This is a genomic window from Bacillus sp. J14TS2 (genome assembly GCF_018333015.1).
GTDB lineage: Bacteria > Bacillota > Bacilli > Bacillales > Bacillaceae_C > Lederbergia.
The window spans coordinates 1-18871 of record NZ_BORE01000011.1; the positions used below are offsets into that span (position 1 = coordinate 1).

At 38.0% G+C, this 18871-nt stretch carries 21 protein-coding genes and 1 pseudogene; 5 read left to right on the forward strand and 17 right to left on the reverse strand.

Annotated elements, in window-relative coordinates; all coding sequences use genetic code 11:
- Window positions 1-168: 168 nt before the first annotated feature.
- From ytfJ to sppA, 4 genes are all read right to left on the reverse strand, one after another.
- Window positions 169-615, reverse strand: coding sequence for a GerW family sporulation protein (gene ytfJ / locus KI375_RS16905; protein WP_212974651.1), 447 nt, complete (start codon window positions 613-615; stop codon window positions 169-171).
- The gene (locus KI375_RS16910; RefSeq protein ID WP_212974652.1) at window positions 608-1246 is read right to left on the reverse strand and encodes a DUF2953 domain-containing protein; all 639 of its coding nucleotides are present in this window, start codon (window positions 1244-1246) and stop codon (window positions 608-610) included. Before KI375_RS16910 ends, ytfJ begins: the two co-directional genes overlap by 8 nt.
- A 79-nt stretch (window positions 1247-1325) precedes the next feature.
- Window positions 1326-1841: an RDD family protein gene (locus KI375_RS16915; protein WP_212974653.1), complete on the reverse strand. Its 516-nt coding sequence runs from the start codon at window positions 1839-1841 to the stop codon at window positions 1326-1328.
- A gap of 31 nt (window positions 1842-1872) precedes the next feature.
- The gene (gene sppA, locus KI375_RS16920) at window positions 1873-2877 is read right to left on the reverse strand and encodes a signal peptide peptidase SppA (protein ID WP_212974654.1); all 1005 of its coding nucleotides are present in this window, start codon (window positions 2875-2877) and stop codon (window positions 1873-1875) included.
- A 128-nt stretch (window positions 2878-3005) separates the two neighbouring features.
- Between sppA and KI375_RS16925 the strand changes: the two genes are divergently transcribed.
- Window positions 3006-3809, forward strand: coding sequence for an NAD kinase (locus KI375_RS16925; RefSeq protein WP_212974655.1), 804 nt, complete (start codon window positions 3006-3008; stop codon window positions 3807-3809).
- A 330-nt stretch (window positions 3810-4139) separates the two neighbouring features.
- Here KI375_RS16925 and KI375_RS16930 read toward each other — a convergent pair whose 3' ends face one another.
- The 5 genes from KI375_RS16930 to refZ form a co-directional block, all read right to left on the reverse strand.
- Window positions 4140-4337, reverse strand: a complete 198-nt coding sequence (locus tag KI375_RS16930) for an alpha/beta-type small acid-soluble spore protein (RefSeq protein ID WP_207448397.1) — start codon at window positions 4335-4337, stop codon at window positions 4140-4142.
- A gap of 136 nt (window positions 4338-4473) precedes the next feature.
- Window positions 4474-5682 (reverse strand): tRNA uracil 4-sulfurtransferase ThiI, encoded by a 1209-nt coding sequence (gene thiI / locus KI375_RS16935; RefSeq protein WP_212974656.1) that lies wholly within the window; start codon window positions 5680-5682, stop codon window positions 4474-4476.
- A gap of 4 nt (window positions 5683-5686) precedes the next feature.
- A complete protein-coding gene (locus KI375_RS16940) occupies window positions 5687-6829 on the reverse strand; it encodes a cysteine desulfurase family protein (protein ID WP_212974657.1) in 1143 nt (380 codons plus the stop codon).
- 433 nt (window positions 6830-7262) lie between these two features.
- Complete coding sequence (gene ezrA, locus KI375_RS16945; protein ID WP_212974658.1) at window positions 7263-8978, reverse strand: septation ring formation regulator EzrA; 1716 nt, start codon at window positions 8976-8978, stop codon at window positions 7263-7265.
- Window positions 8979-9523: 545 nt separating this feature from the next.
- Complete coding sequence (gene refZ / locus KI375_RS16950; RefSeq protein ID WP_212974659.1) at window positions 9524-10177, reverse strand: forespore capture DNA-binding protein RefZ; 654 nt, start codon at window positions 10175-10177, stop codon at window positions 9524-9526.
- 275 nt (window positions 10178-10452) lie between these two features.
- Between refZ and KI375_RS16955 the strand changes: the two genes are divergently transcribed.
- Window positions 10453-10932 (forward strand): GAF domain-containing protein, encoded by a 480-nt coding sequence (locus KI375_RS16955; RefSeq protein ID WP_212974660.1) that lies wholly within the window; start codon window positions 10453-10455, stop codon window positions 10930-10932.
- Between the two features lie 115 nt (window positions 10933-11047).
- On the opposite strand, the gene KI375_RS16960 is transcribed toward KI375_RS16955, so the two are convergent.
- The 3 genes and pseudogenes from KI375_RS16960 to KI375_RS16970 form a co-directional block, all read right to left on the reverse strand.
- Window positions 11048-12445 carry a sensor domain-containing diguanylate cyclase gene (locus KI375_RS16960; RefSeq protein WP_212974661.1) on the reverse strand — a complete coding sequence of 466 codons (1398 nt, stop codon included), beginning with the start codon at window positions 12443-12445 and terminating at the stop codon, window positions 11048-11050.
- Between the two features lie 206 nt (window positions 12446-12651).
- Window positions 12652-13930: pseudogene (locus KI375_RS16965) on the reverse strand (MFS transporter).
- A 72-nt stretch (window positions 13931-14002) separates the two neighbouring features.
- Complete coding sequence (locus KI375_RS16970; RefSeq protein WP_212974662.1) at window positions 14003-14626, reverse strand: ArsR/SmtB family transcription factor; 624 nt, start codon at window positions 14624-14626, stop codon at window positions 14003-14005.
- Between the two features lie 469 nt (window positions 14627-15095).
- Between KI375_RS16970 and rpsD the strand changes: the two genes are divergently transcribed.
- Entirely contained in the window at window positions 15096-15698 is a 603-nt protein-coding gene (gene rpsD / locus KI375_RS16975) for a 30S ribosomal protein S4 (protein WP_212974663.1), read from the forward strand.
- 211 nt (window positions 15699-15909) lie between these two features.
- Here the strand turns inward: rpsD and KI375_RS16980 are convergent, their stop codons facing one another.
- The 5 genes from KI375_RS16980 to KI375_RS17000 all read right to left on the reverse strand — a co-directional run bounded on the left by KI375_RS16980 (window position 15910) and on the right by KI375_RS17000 (window position 18148).
- Window positions 15910-16455 carry a hypothetical protein gene (locus tag KI375_RS16980; RefSeq protein ID WP_212974664.1) on the reverse strand — a complete coding sequence of 182 codons (546 nt, stop codon included), beginning with the start codon at window positions 16453-16455 and terminating at the stop codon, window positions 15910-15912.
- The gene (locus KI375_RS16985) at window positions 16448-16717 is read right to left on the reverse strand and encodes a hypothetical protein (protein WP_212974665.1); all 270 of its coding nucleotides are present in this window, start codon (window positions 16715-16717) and stop codon (window positions 16448-16450) included. Before KI375_RS16985 ends, KI375_RS16980 begins: the two co-directional genes overlap by 8 nt.
- Window positions 16710-17015 (reverse strand): FtsK/SpoIIIE domain-containing protein, encoded by a 306-nt coding sequence (locus KI375_RS28000; protein ID WP_374706862.1) that lies wholly within the window; start codon window positions 17013-17015, stop codon window positions 16710-16712. The genes KI375_RS16985 and KI375_RS28000 overlap by 8 nt, the downstream gene beginning before the upstream one ends.
- 259 nt (window positions 17016-17274) lie before the next feature.
- On the reverse strand, window positions 17275-17823 hold the full coding sequence (locus KI375_RS16995) for a DUF2812 domain-containing protein (protein ID WP_212974667.1): 549 nt from the start codon (window positions 17821-17823) through the stop codon (window positions 17275-17277).
- Complete coding sequence (locus KI375_RS17000) at window positions 17807-18148, reverse strand: PadR family transcriptional regulator (RefSeq protein WP_212974668.1); 342 nt, start codon at window positions 18146-18148, stop codon at window positions 17807-17809. Before KI375_RS17000 ends, KI375_RS16995 begins: the two co-directional genes overlap by 17 nt.
- Window positions 18149-18392: 244 nt before the next feature.
- Between KI375_RS17000 and KI375_RS17005 the strand changes: the two genes are divergently transcribed.
- Both KI375_RS17005 and KI375_RS27470 read left to right on the forward strand, forming a co-directional pair.
- Entirely contained in the window at window positions 18393-18560 is a 168-nt protein-coding gene (locus tag KI375_RS17005; RefSeq protein WP_244852775.1) for a helix-turn-helix domain-containing protein, read from the forward strand.
- A 79-nt stretch (window positions 18561-18639) separates the two neighbouring features.
- The gene (locus KI375_RS27470; protein ID WP_244852777.1) at window positions 18640-18849 is read left to right on the forward strand and encodes a hypothetical protein; all 210 of its coding nucleotides are present in this window, start codon (window positions 18640-18642) and stop codon (window positions 18847-18849) included.
- Window positions 18850-18871: the final 22 nt, after the last annotated feature.

Here is an 18871-nt window from a genome sequence, read left to right on the forward strand (position 1 = left end):
GCGCCAAAAAACGAACAATTTCTTTTTACCACCAAAAATAAGATAGTGAATCTCAAAAAGGAGCAACCTAACATAGAAAAAAGAGCTGTCATCAAATGCATATTATGCATTCTGCGACAGCCCCTTTGCTTGTCGCCGATAGGCGGGCGCCTTGCGCTTTTCTTGATTCTAAATATCAAATTCAACATGACCGTTATGGTCATTATTCTGCTGGCTCTTTTTCTTGATCATCTTTTGAATTTTTTCGATGGCTTCCGGCGCACAATCAATCATTTTTTCCAATAAGTGCGTATTTTGTTCCAGATGAAGCATATTGACTCCATGTTTATTAACAACTAAAAAGGCAATTGGTGTAATCGATACGCCCCCGCCGCTTCCACCGCCAAAAGGTAATTGAGAACTATCACTTGCTTCTTCATCAGAAGAACCGCCCGATGTTCCTCCTTTAAATTCACTTCCGCCCATTGCAAACCCAAAACCAACTTTTGAAACTGTCAAAATCACTCCACCATCCGGGGTTTCCACAGGTTCCCCAATGATGGTATTCACATCAATCATGTCTTTCAGATTTTCCATGGCTGTTGTCATTAAAGCTTCAATTGGATGATCAGACATTGATTGTCCTCCTGTCTTTTTCACTCTGTAAAAATGATCGTTTTTTATGTTTTTTCCATTCTCTAGCTATTTTATAGGCTGTCCATATAGCATTTCCCACTTTTATCTGCATCATACATTGGCAGGTTGTCTCCAAAGTCATGCGCTGATAATCGGGTTGTACATCTATAAGTGGCTTTTTAGCAAAAGAAAGGTAATTTCTCGCCCATGAGAAAATCGTACCTTTTAGCGACCAAATTGCGCCTGAAGCCGTCCCCGTCTCAGCAGCATCTCCAAGTCCGATCGTGGTCCGCCATTCAAACTGTTTTATCTTAATTTTTATTAAAAACTGAGCAATGACTCTTTGAAATGGTTTGATATTTTGCGGGAGATATTTCAATTCATTTAGTAAGGTATCGAAATGAACAGTGTCCTCTTCCAGCTCCTCAATCTCTTCCCTTTCCATGGACAAAATATCAGCTAAACTCCATTCCTTTTGAAAATGAAGCAAACCAAAAAAAGTCGTACCTTTTATATTGATGTTTATCGCAGAGGAACTCAGAATGGTTGAAAAAGCGATTTGTACGCTCAATAATGGAATCATTATTAAAATGAAAACAACCAAGACTAGAATAAAAATGAACCATAGCATAGTCTACCCCTCCGCAGGAAATAATGCATTTGAACTAAAGATTCATTATTTCCAGTTGCAAAAAAAATAAACCCGCTTTTTAAAAAGCGGGTTCTACATTGTTTCTTTGTTCATGGACAACAGAAGTATCAGCAAATAAATCATGCAATCCTTGTTTTTTTGGTGTAAATGCAACAACCGCGTAAAGCACGATGATTGTTGCTGAGATATAACGTCCAATTCCCTCTCTGAAGATAATCGTTCCCCAGCTTGGTGATTCTTGTTTCAAGGGAATAACTTTTAAGCCAAAGACCATTTTCCCAACAGTTTGCTGAAAAAATTTCGTCATCAATATGAAATAGGCGTAGAAAACAATTCCTGATACAATCCCATATGCGGAGAAAACCCCTGCATCTGAAAGAGAAATTCCTAGCCCGCGAAATAGCGGCTTAATGATCATGGCATTTAGACTAAAGATCATCAGCAAATCTAAGAGATAAGCCCAAAATCGCATCCAAAATCCAGCATAAACGAAAGATTCTTTCCTGATTTCTGCTGTCTCAATCATTCGCTCATCATTCGATTCGGTTGTATATTCCTCGTAATTCTCTGTCATGAACATGACACCTCCCTACTAACATCCCCTATTATTCAGAATAAAGATACATTAACCTTGGCGCATTCGGCTGAGTTAACAATTTTGTAATACCCTGCATTTCTGCATCTTTTCCACCGAATTGTTTAGCAATGACACCGAAGAATGAACCAAAACCAACACCAGCAGTATAACGAATGACTTGAGCACCTTGCAGTTTATAATCGTTTTTCAGTTGTTCAATGACATCTTCTTGATAGCCAAAATCGTCAATGAGGCCAACTTCTTTTGCCTGCCGCCCATCATATACTCTTCCATCTGCAATCTCTCGTACTTCGGTTTCTGACATATCTCGGCCTTCTGAAATAATCCGCACAAATTCATCGTAAGAATTCTTCAGCATGGAATCTAGAATGTCTTTTTCTTCTTCCGTCATATCCCGATATTGACTCATTATATCCTTGTATGGACCACTTTTAATCGTTGTAAAATCAATACCTAATTTGTCAGCCAGTTCTCCAATATTTACTCCTTGCATGATAACGCCTAGCGAACCTGTCATTGTCTCAGGACTAGCAAATATCTTCGTAGCCGGAGCCGAAATATAATAGCCCCCAGATGCTGCCATTGATCCCATGGAAACATAGATTGGTTTATCCGTTTCCTCTTGAATTTGTACGAGCTTATGGTGAATTTCTGCTGATTCATTCGTCCCTCCACCAGGAGAATTTACGTGTAGGATAATTCCTTTTACCGAGCTATCATCCTTCACATGATTCAGCTGTTTCATAAACTCCTTATGTACATAGCCTGCAGTTTGAAAGATGGACGCTTCTCCCGTATCTTGAATCACTCCATCTACTTCCAATACCGCTATTTTCTCAGCCGGGCTTCCAGATTCAACTACTTCCTCTGCAAAAGCCTCATTTCCCCCGACCCCCTCATTGACAAGCTTTGAGAAATCTGCAAAAAGAAAGCTGCTTGCAAGATTCACAATGGTGGAAACGAAAAATACAAATGCCGCTACACCAAGTGCAATCCACCTTTTCCCATTCATATAAAATTCCTCCTTCTAACTTGTGCCTATACTTCTTACGTTCTATTCTTTTAAAAAGTTTCACTGCCATGATAAACTAAGTAGATACTGAATTTCAATTATTGAATCCCGATTAGGAGGCCATCAACATGAAAGACCAGAGAAATAACATCTACCTTTTTCATCAAAATGATTCAGAACTAGCTGAAAAAATAATGAATTTGCAAGAAGCTGCAGAACGTTATGGATTTAATATTGTAAATGATTACCGTGAAGCCAATGTGATTGCAAGTATTGGCGGAGATGGAATGTTTCTCCAAGCTGTCCGGAAAACTGGATTTAGACAGGATTGCTTGTACGCTGGGGTTGCGGTTGGAAGCAATCAAGGACTTTATTGCGATTTTCATATTGATAATATTCATGACATTATCGATGCTGCAACAATGGAAAAAGTGGAAGTGAGACGCTATCCGACTCTCCAAGTGAATATTGATGGGGAGGGTTCTTTTCAGTGTCTCAATGAGTTTACCATTCGCTCAGGCATCATTAAAACATTTGTAATGGAAGTATTTATTGATGGACTTCACTTTGAAACGTTCCGTGGTGATGGACTTGTGATTGCCACACCAACTGGAAGTACAGCTTATAATAAGTCAGTGAGCGGAGCAGTTGTTGATCCATTATTGCCTTGTCTACAAGTGACAGAGTTAGCTTCCTTAAACAATAACACATATCGTACTTTAGGCTCTCCGTTTATTTTAAGTGCTGAGCGCAGCCTCCAACTTAAAGTGGTTCAGGATGGCAATGACTATCCATCCATGGGCATGGATAATGAAGCTTTAAGTGTTCAGCATGTGGAAAAAGTCGATATTCAATTAAGTGAGCAGCGAATTAAAACGATCAAATTAAAAAATAATTCATTCTGGGAAAAAGTAAAAAGAACGTTTCTATAAAAAGACTGAGGCTGTAGCCTTGAGCACTGTACTTGTCCGGGTGGCCCATAGGATGTGGGCGATTTTAACAGGAAGATCCTTGTCCTTCATGAAATGCTTCGACGAATCTGCACGCTTGAAAGGAAGAGTGGTTTTCTTTTCCAAGGAGCGGAAGAGGCAAGTCAACGAACTTGCGCACGTTCGACATAGGACATGTCGGTACCTAGTCGAATTCCTTTAGCTCACAGTAACATTTTACCGGACTTTTTGAATATCTTTTGCTTGTAATATTGCCTGGAAAAGTAAAGAGAGGCGGAAAAATCCGCCTCTCAATCCAGTCACTATATGTGATTATTGATGTCCGCCCATTTGTTGTTGTGCCATTTGGACAAGACGCTTTGTGATTTCTCCACCAACAGATCCGTTAGCACGAGAAGTTGTATCAGCTCCAAGATTCACACCAAATTCTTGAGCAATTTCGGTTTTCATTTGGTTTAGAGCTTGTTCAGCTCCAGGTACTACAAGTTGGTTGCTGTTATTGCTTGGCATGTGTCTCACCTCCCTGTAAGTGTAGAATGTGCAAAAACACATGCCATCATTCATCATTCGATTGGTAATTATTGTTATTCATTAAAAAGTAACTTTTCTCGTTATTTTTTAGGCTTATCAAGCATAGGACAAACCACTATAAAAGGCTATCTAGATCTGCAGTGGCTGATTGCTTACGCGCACTAATCATAATCGTTTCAGTCTTCCCCACCGCTTCTTCAAGTAGAGGATTCCAATCAACTTTTTCTTCAAACTGCTCCATCTTCTCCAATTTCGGTTTTGTTTTTGGCGACGGTGGAGTGAAAATCGTGCAACAATCTTCGTATGGTCGATTCGAAATCTCGATTGTATCAATCTTTTCCGCGATCTGGATAATCTCTAATTTATCCATCGCGATCAATGGGCGAATAATCGGAGTGTTCGTAACTGCATTAATCGCAAGCATGCTTTCCATTGTTTGACTTGCTACTTGACCTAGACTTTCCCCTGTTACAATCGCTAATCCACCTTGTTTTTTTCTAATTTCTTCTGTAATTCGAAGCATCATTCTTCTTGTAGCCGTCATAGAAAAACCAGATGGAATTTCTTTATGGATAACTTGCTGAATCTCAGTGAAAGGGACAATATGAACTTTTACACTTCCCGAATATTGAGCAAGTTTCTGTGCTAAATCCAACACTTTTTGCTTAGCCCGCTCACTTGTAAAAGGGGGACTATGAAAATGCACAGCTTCGATTCCAACTCCCCTTTTCATCGTTAAATAGCCTGCCACAGGGCTATCTATGCCTCCTGAAAGCATCAGCATCGCTTTTCCAGAGGATGCGACTGGAAATCCTCCAGCTCCTAGAATGACCTGACCTGAAATATAGGCAGCATCCTGTCTAATTTCTACAATAAGATTCAAATCAGGTTTCTTTACATCCACTTTAATATCATCAAGATGGATCAAAATATGTGCACCAACCGCATGATTTAATCCATTCGTATCATATTCAAAGGTCTTATCTGTCCGACGTGCAGAGATTTTAAACGTATTTCCTGGGGAATGGACTTCCTTAGCGATATGGAGAGCAGCTGCTCGAATCGCTTCTATATTCTTTTCTGTTTTAATAACTGGACTAAAAGATTGAATCCCAAATACATTCTTTAATCGCTCTATAATTGGCTCTACAGGTTCACCGTTCAGGACTACGTACATGCGGTCCCAACCAGATTCAATTTGTGTGTTCTTAAAATCTTGTAATATAAATTGGATATTTTTCTTTAATTTATGGACAAAATGCTTTCGGTTCCGCCCTTTAAGGGACATTTCGCCATAACGAATCATGATTCTATCATAATTCATTGAATCACCCCACTACCTTTTTTAATCTTACGATGATGTCTGTTAATGCCTCTATAAACTGAATCGCTTCCTGCATGGTATTCTCGTAGGTAAGGCTTATTCGAACAGCGCCTAACGCGATCTCACTCGAAACACCCATCGATTGTAACGTTGGACTTGACGTTTTATCTTTAGAAGAACAGGCACTTGTCGTTGAAATCATAAAACCAGCTTCTTCTAAGGCATGGACAAGTACTTCTCCTTTCAATCCAACTACAGAGAAGTTGATAATATGCGGTGCCGCAGACTCAGGTGTATGAATGATGACTTCCGACTGCTTTTTCAATTCAGCAAATAAATAGTCTCTTACCTGCAAAAGAGAGGCTGCTTTATGAAGGCGGTTCTGCTCCACTAACCGGAGTGCTTTGGCCATCGCCACAATGCCGCCTGTATTTTCAGTTCCACTTCTCCATGTTTGCTCTTGATTCCCTCCAGTTAAAAGCGGAACAAGTTTAACCCCATTTCGTTTATAAAGAAAGCCAGTCCCTTTTAAACCATGAAATTTATGAGCTGAAAATGTACATAAATCAATCCCTGAATCGCTGAGCGGCAAAGCTAATTTTCCTGCGCCTTGAACATGATCAACATGAAAGAGGATTTTCGAATATTCTCTTAGTCTTTCGCCAATTTCTCGGATTGGTTGAACGGTTCCTACTTCATTATTCACATGAATCAGAGAGACAAGAATGGTCTTGTCCGTAATCGCTTGTTCGATGTCGTCAGGATGCACAAGCCCATTCGCACGTACAGGCAATCTTGTCACTTGGAAATCGAATTTTTCTTCTAATTGCTTCAATGTATTTTCAACAGAGGCATGTTCAATCTCACTTGTAATCAAGTGATTTCCTCTGCCTTGATATTCTAAGGCCGCTCCTTTTATAGCCAGATTATTTCCTTCCGTGCCTCCTGAAGTAAAAATAATCTCTGCTGGCTTTACCTCTATTCCATCTGCGATTTGTTGCCTTGCTCCTGTGATCAACTGCTCAGCTTTTCCACCATAATTATGCAAGGATGAAGGATTCCCATAAAAATTTTGGTTCACTTTTAGAAAAGAATCTAGAACCTCTTCATATGGCTTCGTTGTTGCACTGTTATCAAAGTATATCAACATGACACCTTCTATATTTTTTAGTTATTTTTCCAGTTAGGATGTTCAAAAAGTTCGGTAAAATTAACACTGCGAGATAAAGGATCTTCGACTAAGGACTGACACGTTCTGTGTCAAACGTCAAAATCACCACACATGTGCAAGCTCGTTGGCTTGCCTCTCCGCTCCTCACTTACCAGTGGAAGGATCTTCCGTTAAAATCGCCTACGTCCTGTGGGCAACACGGAAGTCAGTACATCCTGTAGAAGTCCGCCTCGAACTTTTGACGTACAGGATGTACTAGTGTCGGACGTTTGCGATTGACGCGTCTTTTTATCTGCCTTTTTGAACACGCACAGTTAATAATCATATCATATTTTTTCAAAAAAAATAAGAAGAGCTTTGGTGAGCTCCTCTTATTTTATTCAATTCTTCCCATGATAACGAATTTTAGCTAGAAACGAGAATATTCATGACTCTCGTAGATTTCCTCGATACGTTTTAGGGCACCTGGTTCGATTTTTTCTACTGCGGTTGCTGCCTGTTCAAGTGCAGCTGTATATTCATAACCTCGAAAGGCTTGTTCAGCCTCTTCTAAATTGATGGCTAACTCGGAGCTTTGCGTACGATAACGATTTGCATATTGAATCACGCGTTCTGCAAGCATAGCCGTTTCAATATGCTCTTCCGTTTTCTCATAAAGATGATCAACGGTATCCTTCGCTTCATCAAGGTACTTCTGAACTAAACTCATATTCAAAGGTTTTTCATTTAAGCTTGTATATACATTTCCAATTTGCTCTTCTGCACGATCATATAGAGACTCGCAATCCGGCGGAAGTCCAGGCATATGACTATTATGAACAAGCCGGATCATTTCTTTAATCCTTCTCTGACATGCATGAGCACTTTCTTTTGCGTCTAATTCATCCTTGCGCAAATTATGAAGACGTTCTGTGAATTTTTCTTGCTCTTGTTTTACCTGTTTCAATTGTTCATCAATATCCTTCAGTTCTTCTTCTAATTGTGAATAAGGAGTCAGCTGGTCAGTTAATTTCGCCTGTAAAAGCTCGTATCTTTTCACCAATTGATGAAAGGCTTTGTCTACCTTCTTCGGTATTTCAAGTTCTTTCTCTTGTAACTGATAACTATTTTGCACAATCTTTGTTTCATGGTTCATTTCATTATTCTTTTCCAGCAATTGTTCGAGGGTATCTTCTACTTTCTCTCCCTCTTGTAAAATATAATGCTTCCCATACACTTCTTTTTCTAGCAAATCATAAAGTGTCTCTATTTTATCCTTCACTTCTTGAAGTCCTTCTTCAACAGGCAGTACCTCCGCCTGTTGTAAAGCATTCAAATAATTGTCAATTTGCTTCGATAATTCTTCTAGTTGTTTCTCCATTTGCAGATGTTCTAGTATAAAGCCTTGCTGGTTCATTTCCTTATAGCCGCTTTTCAGATCATCGACTTGCGATGGAAGAATGGATTGACATTCGGTAAGGAGATCAGGAACTTTTTCCATTTTCGCCCCTAATTCCTCCATCTCAGAGGTAAGAACTAAAACAATCTCACGAGCCTGTAAATAATTGCCCTGGTCTGTTAATTCTTGATAATGATTGATCTTCTCCTCAACTGATTTTAATAAGACTTCTAATTTTTCACCTGCTATGCCAAACAAATGGCGATGGGCCAAAAGATATTTTTTGTTTTCCTGATATTGTTTAAACACATCAGTCATTTCTTTTCTATTTTCTTCTTCACTGCCCACAACCTCGTTTAATTCCTTCAGAATAGCATCCATGTCCTTTTCAATCACGCTTAGCAATTCTCTTACCTTTCGATTGCTCTCTTTCGCTTGCTTAAAACGATATTTATCAGCAAACTCTTCGGAAGCAAAAATCATTTCATCAACCTTAGGTAGACGCACAGTCAGAATGTCATCCCAATCGCTTCGCCATCGTTCAAACATTTCCTCCGTTTCACCCGTCATGTTTAATTGCTTCACTTTCGCCATTTCTTCTGCAATAGGACGGTTCATCAATTCTAATTTTTGAGAATCTAGCTGATCAACCTCTTTATAATATTTTTTCCTTATTATGTATCCCACTACGAATAAAACTAGTATGATCAAAATTGCAGATATTAAAATCTCCACACCGTAATTCATTGTAAGCCCCCTGTTTCTCAGTCATTCCTGTATGCATTTATATGTAAATGAAATTAAATTTTGTGTTATATTCCTCTATAATACCATGTCAACGACAATTTTTGACTATTAAAAGCATTTTTTTTACGATAAAATACGGTGAAACTTTAATTAGTGGGGATTTAGACGTAGTGAATGTAAGACATACTGTCAAAGATATAGATCATAATTGTGAAATTCCTAGTAGAAAAAGGAGTTAAATGAGAGGAAAAACGAAGTACAAGCAGATAAAGGCGCGACAACGATTATCACGCCTTGCAGGCAAACCATCAAATTAAGCAAATTGGCTATTGTAGGGGCAAAAACGACGGTGAAAACGCCAACGGCGAATAGAATGAATGCAACAGCTAATTGAACGACTTCAACAGCGAATAGAGTGCTTGCGACGGCTAATAGAATACGCACAATGGCTAATAGACACCTTCTAAGGGCGAATAAAATGAATGCAATAACTAATAGAACTTGGGAGAAACTTGTCTAATGTAGTCTCTAATTCCAGCCCTTCCTTAAAAACCGTTTGAAGCAGCTGATTCAATTGACTTTGCAATCGTTTGTTGACCTGACCAGGATTCTAGCCATTTACTAATCATTCCATAATATTTATCAATAAAATAGGGTTCATGCGGGCCCATCCCCCAAACTTCTGATACATATAAACTATTGACATAAGGCATCATGAGGATTCCTTTTAATTGAATAATTAGCATACTAATCGGAAACGCCATTTTTTGCTCTTTTAAAGTGGCCTGGATCAAATTTTTCAGAAAGAAGCGCTCTTTCATTAAATAAGTAGAGATGATTTCACGGGACGTTTGCGAATCAATACTGATTTCCCTCCATACAAAACGCGAAAGTAACTTATGCTCACTTTGAAAAACTAAAATTCGCTTTATTGCTCTTTTTAGACAATGATCTGCTTGATCTTTATCCAATTTTCCTGTTTCTTCTTCCAAACAGGTTAAATAGGGCTCAAAAAAACGGATCAGGCATTCTTCTAATAGCCCCTGTTTCCCCTTAAAATAATAGGAAATATTAGCAGCATTGATCTGCGCCTCAGTAGCGATATCACGGATCGTCGTCCCCTTATATCCTTTTGCGTAAAATAATTCAATAGCAGCCTCTACAATTGCTTCTTTTGTTGTTCCTTGCCGATTTGCCATTCAACCGTCCCCCAATCTCTTGAACAAATTAAGCGAATATGAGAAAATAGTATGCATTTTAGGACTCTGATCGAAATTCTACTTATTCAAATACATGATTACACTGACGTTAATCGCAAACGCCTGACACTACATCCTGTATGTCGAAAAATCGCAATGTCATTTTTTTTTGAACATCCTATACAAACCATTTCGGTAAGAAAAGAAAAATCCCTTTCAATACTTATCGACAGTTTCTTTGGAGTGTGTCGAAAGGGAGAAAAGGAGGAAGAATTTTGTTTAAAGCACAGGCCTATGAAGGCAACGCGAAAAACCAATCTAAACTTCTCATAAAACAGCTTAAGTCCCTTTTAGAGGGGGAACCGAACTCAATTGCAAACTTGAGTAATGCTTCTGCTCTCTTAAATCAATTTTTAGAACGAATTAATTGGGTTGGATTTTATTTAGTGGAAAATAATGAACTTGTTTTAGGACCCTTTCAGGGATTACCAGCCTGTATTCGAATTCCTTTCAAGAAAGGAGTCTGTGGAACGGCAGCCGCAACAGAAAAAACGATCGTGGTAGAGGATGTAAATGCCTTTCCTGGACATATCGCCTGTGATGCAGCATCGCAATCAGAGATTGTGATCCCCATTTTTAAAAATGGAGAATTGTTTGGTGTACTAGACATTGATAGTCCTGAAAAAAAGCGGTTTGATCATACCGACCAAACCATTTTGGAAGAGTTCGTTCGAGTGCTGGAAAGCTTTCTATAAGGTCAAAAAAGAAGAGAATGGGACATCAAATGCATAAAATTCGCTTCAGAAATACCTCGCTAAGATATATTGTTTTTCTTTGAATCATAGCATTATGTCCCAGCCTCTTCTTTCCCTAAGGCGAAATTTTAATTTGATTTTTCCCAGAGTTCTTCGCTTCATATAATGCTGTATCGGCACGACTGAACAAGTCAGATACATTTCCCGCTTGAGCTTTTCCCCAACAGGCAATTCCACAAGATATGGTTACTCTAGGATTAGTCTTTTCTGAAATACACTTACGCAATCGTTCAGCAACAATTAATCCATTTTCCAAGGAAATACCAGGAAGGTAAACAGCAAGTTCTTCGCCGCCCCAACGAGCGGCTGTATCTGATGCACGAAGACTTGATTGAATCAATTCCGCTACTTGGATCAATACTTTATCACCTGTTTGATGACCATATGTATCATTCACCTGTTTAAAGTCATCTAAATCAATCAAAATAAATGTTCCCTCTCGGTCATGTTGCATCGAGGCTTTTATCCGCTCATCTAAATACCCTCTAGAAAATAGCTGTGTCAGTTGATCCGTAATCACCATTTTTTCCAGCTGTTCACGTAGAAACATATTTATAACACTTAAAGAAGAGCGTTGCACAAGCGTTTGAAATAAGCGAAACATGTCAAATGTGAACATATAGGGCGCCTCTCCAATCAGGATTACAAACCCCTTCCATGACTGACTATGAAAATACGCAGCCATTAAAGAACCTACACTTTTTTCAGGCATAATCGGTAAATTTTCCGTTTTTCCCATAAATAAGCTTTCTTCATCATTTCCAATCTGTTCATAGATAAAGTGGACTATGCGCTTCCCTGCCTTCCTTTTAAAAAATGTAGAGCTTTCTTGTAGAACTATTGGTCCTGTATCCTTTAAAATCACATACCCTATTTCAGAGCTTTGAAATATTTGTGTAATTTGTCTATGCAAATAACGAATGGCTTCTTTATAGGTTGAAATTGAATTTAATGCTTGCACAATTTCATCAATTAAACGCAAATTTTCAATTAGCTTTTGCGATTGTTGATAGAGCTTCGCATTTTCAATGGCATTCCCTGCGGTATTTGCTAATAGGCGAATAAAATCTATTTCAATATCTTCAAATATAGAGTGCAATTGAGAGGTTACTTGCAAAACCCCATACACTCCTTGCTTTCCCTGCAGTGGCGCATAAATGGATGGGTAGTCCATTGTCTCGATTTCAATTGTCGAATGCACATAAGCAGCTATCGCCCGATCATGTGCAGAATCAAATTCAAGGCTTTTCACCGGCAACTCCTCATCCACTTCCTCATCATTTGCAAGCAGGAGATAGTAATCGTTTTCATTAAAGACCCTTTTCAATGTTTCGATAATTTCACCAAGCACTAAGTTCGTATCCATTGATGAGTGGCATTTATCTGTTACCCTGAATAACTCTCTATACATCATTTCTTCTAAAGACTCAGTATTTTTTTGTTCACGCTTCATTTGAACCTGCCCCCTTGCAATCCCGTAGCAGACTTTTCTCTGGATTAAGCTTTTGTACTCACTTAAGTTGTATTTTACAATAAAAATAATATCTATAATTATATCACAAATAGAACTTTTTACCTATGTAATTATGGAAATATTTATAACGTGAGTGTGAAAAATTCCCAAGTCTCGATATTTTTAAAGGCTATTTTCATCTGATTTTAATTAATCGATTCCCTTTTCTCTGAGAATGCTAAGTTGAAGGTAGAAGAAGTCATATCTTTTGACTCCGGCAATTTCCGCAATTTTGGATGCACAGTCCAAACGATTGAAATGAGCAGTAATCCAGAGCCGGCAACTGCAAAAATTATAATGCTACCAAATAAGCTCGCCAAGTATCCTCCTAAAATTGATCCAATCGGCATAGCAACTGCACTCATGCTGTACGTGACAGAACTCACACGGCCTAGTACATGCACTGGAATAACGGATTGTTTTACTGCACCAAGAAGAACATTCGTTGCACCAATTGGGATCCAAGCCATGCCAAATAAAAATATAGAAACAGAAGACCAAGGTACAAGGGCGGCACTTACCCAACATAACGCTCCAAGTGCAAACGCAATAATAGAGAAGTGACCGACTTTAAAACGTCCTACCCATGTAGCTGACAAAGAACCAAGTAGAACACCCGTTGATTCCGCAGCTAAAAGCAAACCATAAACTCCTGCTCCTCCTTTTTGATCTGCAAACGAAGGAAGAATAGCCATGGAAGCTCCAAGTGCAAAATTGCATATAATCGATCCAAATAAGAAAACAGCGAGCAATGAATGAAAAACAATTGAAAATCCCTCTTTAAGATCTTTCATGTAATTTTTTATTTTTTCACCGCCCGTCTTTGCTTTGTTTTCATTCGGCACATAGCTACCTGCGGGTAACGTCAGCAGAAAAAATAGACCAGCTGTAATAGCAAATGTGATTGAATCCGCAACAAACAGTACTATTGCTCCTATAGCTGCCACAAGAACCCCGCCAACAGCATTAAAAATCATGTCAACTCCTTGGTAGGCAAAAGAAAATAATGAGTTTCCTTTTACGAGATCTTCCTTATTAACAATTAGAGGTAATGCTTTTATCTCTGATGGATTTGCAAACTGTCCAAATAATAGCAGCTAACGGAACAATGACTAGAATCAGTTCCACAGCAAGTACATCGAAATATGAAGCTATAGGGATAGACAAGATGAGCACAAATTGCAAAACTTGGGTTACTATCAAGGTTTTTTTGATTGACCAGCGATCTACCAATGGACCCGTCAAGAATTGTAAACTTGCAGGCAACAAAATTAAAAATCCCGCAATACCTGAGTATAAAGAGCTCCCTCCTAATTCATAAATAAGCCACATGGCGGCCACATAGTATAAGCTATCACCTATGTTGCTAATCGTTCGACCAAGGAACAAAATCAGAAAGTTGTTATTCCTCCTAAGAAGATTCAAAATAATTCACCTCTAAAAATATTTACTCGGTTAAATAAAAACTTACCGTTAATCAAAATAAAAAAGAAAGCACTACCTCTTTCTTTCTTTTTCATCATCAATAGGGACTTCGAACATTGGCTCTTCAACCTGAAATCCATATACTGAAAGATGGTACAGGTTTACTTCAGGTTCTTTATCTGTTTCTTTTACTTCTTCCTCAAAACGTGTTACTAGTTCATAAAATTCCTTGATAAACTCTTGAAATTGGTCCCTCGTCGCTGAAATTTCCCATATCGAGCTTAAATATGACCATTCAGATGGAGTTTCATTTTCTTTTTTAAAGGATATCGAAGGTGCTGACAATAATTCACTTTTAGTCATTTCAACCATCTGCACAAGAAGTTGTCTTATAGAATCGCCTACCTCTTTCACATGTGGAAGCAGCTCGGTAGATGGAGTAAAACCCCTAGCAACAGATTGATAGAACTTTTGAACAATCCCATTTTTTTCTTCTGTTTTGACAATGTAAATCAATTCATTTTTTTCAAGATTCTTTAAATGATAATGAATGGTAGCCCGTGAAACATTGAATAGTTCAGAGAGCTGTTGACCAGTGTATGGTTTCTCTAAAAGTCTCATCATTATTTCCGCCCTAAAAGGATCACCTAATGCTTTCAATTGGTCAAAAGTTTCTAAAACTTTCATTTGTTTCATCAATAGCACCTCCATGTTTAATCCAATAAATAATATGGATGTAGGACTCCATTTTTAGCTTCCTGTTTACATTTTTGTAGTGTTGTAGAAAACTGCAAGCACCGTATATTAATTTTGCCTTTTTTAGGTACTCAATGCAAGCAGTTTCTAATGAAGAAAAGATACTTGATCCAAAAGTTGGAGCGTTTTTTGTGTCTTTCGAATAAACAAAACTCCTTTTATTATGCTATTATAATTTTCCCAACAAAATTTTCATATTGACTTCATAGCTATATAATTATATAATGGTCGTTGTGTAAAATAATGCAGCCTAAATGAACACGTAATGTTTTTGTATTTTATTCCTCTTCATGAGGTGTATCTTGTAACCCGCTGCTGCTAGGGCGAAGGTACATGAAAATAAAATACCCATTATTGCTGTATCATCGGTTTTTATTTTACAAAAATAAAACCTAAGGAGGAGACTTCTATGTCTCGTTATACCGGCCCAAGCTGGAAAATTTCTCGTCGCCTTGGCATTTCCTTGAGCGGAACTGGGAAAGAACTTGAAAAGCGCCCTTATGCGCCTGGACAACATGGTCCAAACCAACGTAAAAAACTTTCTGAATATGGCTTACAGCTTCAAGAGAAGCAAAAACTTCGCCATATGTATGGAGTAAATGAGCGTCAATTCCATAACACATTTGTCAAAGCTGCTAAAATGAAAGGGAAACATGGTGAAAACTTCATGATCCTTCTAGAACAGCGTCTTGATAATATTGTTTATCGTCTTGGCCTTGCTCGTACGCGTCGTCAGGCTCGTCAACTTGTAAACCATGGTCATATCCTTGTAGATGGACGTCGTGTTGACATTCCTTCTTACAAAGTAGCACCTGGTCAAACAATCACCCTACGTGAAAAATCTCGTAATCTTACTGTTGTCAAAGAAGCTATTGAAGCAACAAATTTTGTACCTGAATATGTTTCTTTTGATGCAGACAAGCTTGAAGGAAGTTTCACTCGTTTACCTGAACGTTCTGAACTACCAGCTGAAATCAATGAAGCCTTTATCGTTGAGTTCTATTCACGTTAAGTTCAGAGCTAATTAAAGAACAGGATTTAAAACCCTAGAAGCGTTGATATAACGCAATTTCTAGGGTTTTTCTGTTTTTATCAGGTTTGTAACCACACCCATATAAATTTAACTATTTGGGGGTGGTTTTGGGGGCGAAAAAAATACGCGGACAGACGCTTACTAATAAATAACACGAATTAGAATACCCCCGTCACTTGCGGGGTTATCTTTACTCTATTTCGAACCAAAGAGGATCCTCTGGATCGTATGTGTAAACAGCATATAAATTTTCATCCTTTGGCACTAAGAAAACTACTCCATCTATTGTGCTTTCTCCTGTCTTTAATTCGCCTTTGGTATCTTCGTTAGAATAAAAGTGAACTAACTCATACTTTTTTGGGTCAATATCATCTGTCCAGAGTTCGAATGAATCATTAAAAACAGGATGGGGCTCTTCTTTTGAATCATATGACTCAAACTTAACCTCTACTAAAACGTACTCCATACCTTCTAAAGGATCCAAAACAACCTTGTATTTATCCTTAAATAATTGATACGCTTTATCTCCTCTTACCACATTTGCGATTGATAATCCTAACTCTTCGCCCAAGTAATCTTTATAAATAACAGTATCTCCAATTTTTAAAGGAGTTCCCTTTGTTACCCCTGAATTATTTTTAACAATTTTCCCCTTTGGTAAATGCTCAATTGTTAATTCCTCTTCGTGAAGAACAGTAGAGCGTTCCCTAATATCAATGTATTTTCCGCTAGACACACTTCCCTTCCCACACCCCGCTAAGATAACTAGAATCAATATCCCTACGACCATTATCTTTTTCAATCACTTGGGCATTTGGGCGTTGCATAGACAGGATGGCAAATACCCCTAGCGTTCTTCCTACGGCCACAATCTCCGTTAAAATATCCATTATATCCTCGTCTTTCCGCAACATGACAAACTCATCGATACAACAAACCACAATGTATGGCCGCCTATGTCCTTGTGGAAGATTATCCACATGATCCACTTCAAACACTTCTCTCATCCAGTTCGTTTTTGATATGCAGCAACATCTTTTTTATATCTCTAGCAGAACTGTGGACAGACTGGACATGCTCTACCCTTTTAAAAATATGAAACTCTGATTTTTTACAATCGCCAAAATACAACTCTAACTCAGATGTTTTTTTGCTCTTTATTAATGTGGTAAGTATCGAACGTAATTGAGTGGACTTTCCGGATCCCGTCTCGCCCGCAATTAATATGTGAGGTTGCTTTAATAGATCGAAAGATACATATTGACCATTCCTATCCACCCCACAAAGAATTCCCAATTTATGCTCAGAACAGGATATATTTGATCAAAATTGTATTTCAGTTCAGCTGACATAGCTTTTTTATAAATGGTTAAAACATACTTTTTAAACTCTCCATCTAACTCAATCTTTTTCCCAATGATTTAATAAAGTTATAAGTGACTTAAAAAGTGCCTGAGAATTTGTCTCAGGCACTTTTTACGAATGTATAGTTATTAATTTGTTATTTTCATTATTAATGAACCGGCAATAATACATGATAAAACTAATTATATTTTTATTCTCTAAATTGCCGCTCTTCTACAAGTTCTTTTTTTCTTTTATTTACTTGAATCAATCCGTATAAGAGCAAACTCAAAACCAAGACCAGCATAACAAGGCTGACAATGGGCGCAGTGTAAGAGCTAAAATTAGTTACCATCAACACTAATAGAAAAATTAGAGCAGCTATGATAATACTGAATCCTGTGAAAAGACGCTGCGACATCCTTTTTAAGTGTACAATCCTTGAATCCAAATCAGAGAAGATATTAAATACCCCTAATTCAGCGTTTTTACGAAAATAAACCCAGTTAGAAAACTCGCCAATTTTCTCCGCTCCGGTTTCTTCCATAAAATCAATATAATCCTCACGCTCTTTTTTTGTTAATTTGGGATCGAGTAATTCCAATCGGTAAATATATTTATTCGGAGTTCCTTTCTTAAAGGTATAATTTGGTACACTTACTTTCGTCAGCTCCCAACCGTCTGCTGCCATTCCGTTTAACCACTGCTCTTCTTCAGCAAATTTCCAAACGGTGAAAAGTTTTTTAACTTTTTTCTCCATTGTCCCAATCCTCCGTTTCTACAATTTTCTTCCCATTGTTAATCAACTCTTGCAGCCTTAACAGCTCCAACTCCACCATTTTCTTCCCTTGGGCGGTAATGAGATATTCTTTTTTTCGATTATTGACATTTTTGGGTAAAGCCTCAATCCAACCCTTGTCTAAAAGGTTGTTCAAAGCACCGTATAACGTACCCGCTGCAAGCGTCATTCTTCCTGCTGACATCGTTTCTACTTTCTGCATAATACCGTAACCATGAAGCGGCTCATAGAGAGAGAGCAGCGTATAGTAAACCGCTTCTGTTAAAACAATCTGTTCCTTCTGCATCTTATTATCCCCTTTTATATCCGTCTACGTTATATCGATTGACGATATAACAATATTATATCGTAAGACGATATAACTGTCAACGATATAAAAAAATCCCCGCTCATAGGCTTCATCATTGCGATAAACCTTATAAACGAGGCTCTTTTATTCAAATCATGTTATTTTTTAGAAACCGTATCAAAGTATATTTTACTTTATATAATTAAACTCGTCTTACTTTTTTTAAGAAAGGTGAATGAAATTGAAATACCAATTTGAATCTGCGGAAGACTTACTGAAGTTTTTAAATGAAAATTTGCTATCTACAGTTGAAGTAGGGGAAATATTAGGCGTATCTAAGGTTAGAATTGGACATATGGTTCGTGATGGAAAGTTGATACCAACCAAAGATCAGCCTAAAGTTTTTTAAAGGAGAATGTTCTGGAAAGGAAAGAAAGACAAGACGAATTAAGAAAAAAATATAGACCATGTGATGAGAGTGATTGAATATGAAAGTTAAAATCGGAATGAGGAAACCCAGTCTAAAAAAGCGAGTAAGCGCACGTACTTCCATTAAAAGACAAGTGGTTCACCGGGCTGGGGTGAAGATGCCGCGCGGTTATGGTGCAGTCATGAACTCTAAGAAAGCTGTATATAATAAGGTTTATAATCGCACTACGTTTGATATTTTCAATTTGATTAAAAAAATATTCAAGTAGAGCCCCACAGCCAAGTGAGGGC

Excerpts from the sequence above, each read along its gene's own strand:
- ytfJ (WP_212974651.1), bottom strand. The coding sequence starts at position 615 with ATGTCTGATCATCCAATTGAAGCTTTAATGACAACAGCCATGGAAAAT.
- KI375_RS16910 (WP_212974652.1), bottom strand. The coding sequence starts at position 1,246 with ATGCTATGGTTCATTTTTATTCTAGTCTTGGTTGTTTTCATTTTAATA.
- KI375_RS16915 (WP_212974653.1), bottom strand. The coding sequence starts at position 1,841 with ATGACAGAGAATTACGAGGAATATACAACCGAATCGAATGATGAGCGA.
- sppA (WP_212974654.1), bottom strand. The coding sequence starts at position 2,877 with ATGAATGGGAAAAGGTGGATTGCACTTGGTGTAGCGGCATTTGTATTT.
- KI375_RS16925 (WP_212974655.1), top strand. The coding sequence starts at position 3,006 with ATGAAAGACCAGAGAAATAACATCTACCTTTTTCATCAAAATGATTCA.
- KI375_RS16930 (WP_207448397.1), bottom strand. The coding sequence starts at position 4,337 with ATGCCAAGCAATAACAGCAACCAACTTGTAGTACCTGGAGCTGAACAA.
- thiI (WP_212974656.1), bottom strand. The coding sequence starts at position 5,682 with ATGAATTATGATAGAATCATGATTCGTTATGGCGAAATGTCCCTTAAA.
- ezrA (WP_212974658.1), bottom strand. The coding sequence starts at position 8,978 with ATGAATTACGGTGTGGAGATTTTAATATCTGCAATTTTGATCATACTA.
- refZ (WP_212974659.1), bottom strand. The coding sequence starts at position 10,177 with ATGGCAAATCGGCAAGGAACAACAAAAGAAGCAATTGTAGAGGCTGCT.
- KI375_RS16960 (WP_212974661.1), bottom strand. The coding sequence starts at position 12,445 with ATGAAGCGTGAACAAAAAAATACTGAGTCTTTAGAAGAAATGATGTAT.
- KI375_RS16970 (WP_212974662.1), bottom strand. The coding sequence starts at position 14,626 with ATGAAACAAATGAAAGTTTTAGAAACTTTTGACCAATTGAAAGCATTA.
- rpsD (WP_212974663.1), top strand. The coding sequence starts at position 15,096 with ATGTCTCGTTATACCGGCCCAAGCTGGAAAATTTCTCGTCGCCTTGGC.
- KI375_RS16995 (WP_212974667.1), bottom strand. The coding sequence starts at position 17,823 with ATGGAGAAAAAAGTTAAAAAACTTTTCACCGTTTGGAAATTTGCTGAA.
- KI375_RS17000 (WP_212974668.1), bottom strand. The coding sequence starts at position 18,148 with ATGCAGAAGGAACAGATTGTTTTAACAGAAGCGGTTTACTATACGCTG.
- KI375_RS27470 (WP_244852777.1), top strand. The coding sequence starts at position 18,640 with ATGAAAGTTAAAATCGGAATGAGGAAACCCAGTCTAAAAAAGCGAGTA.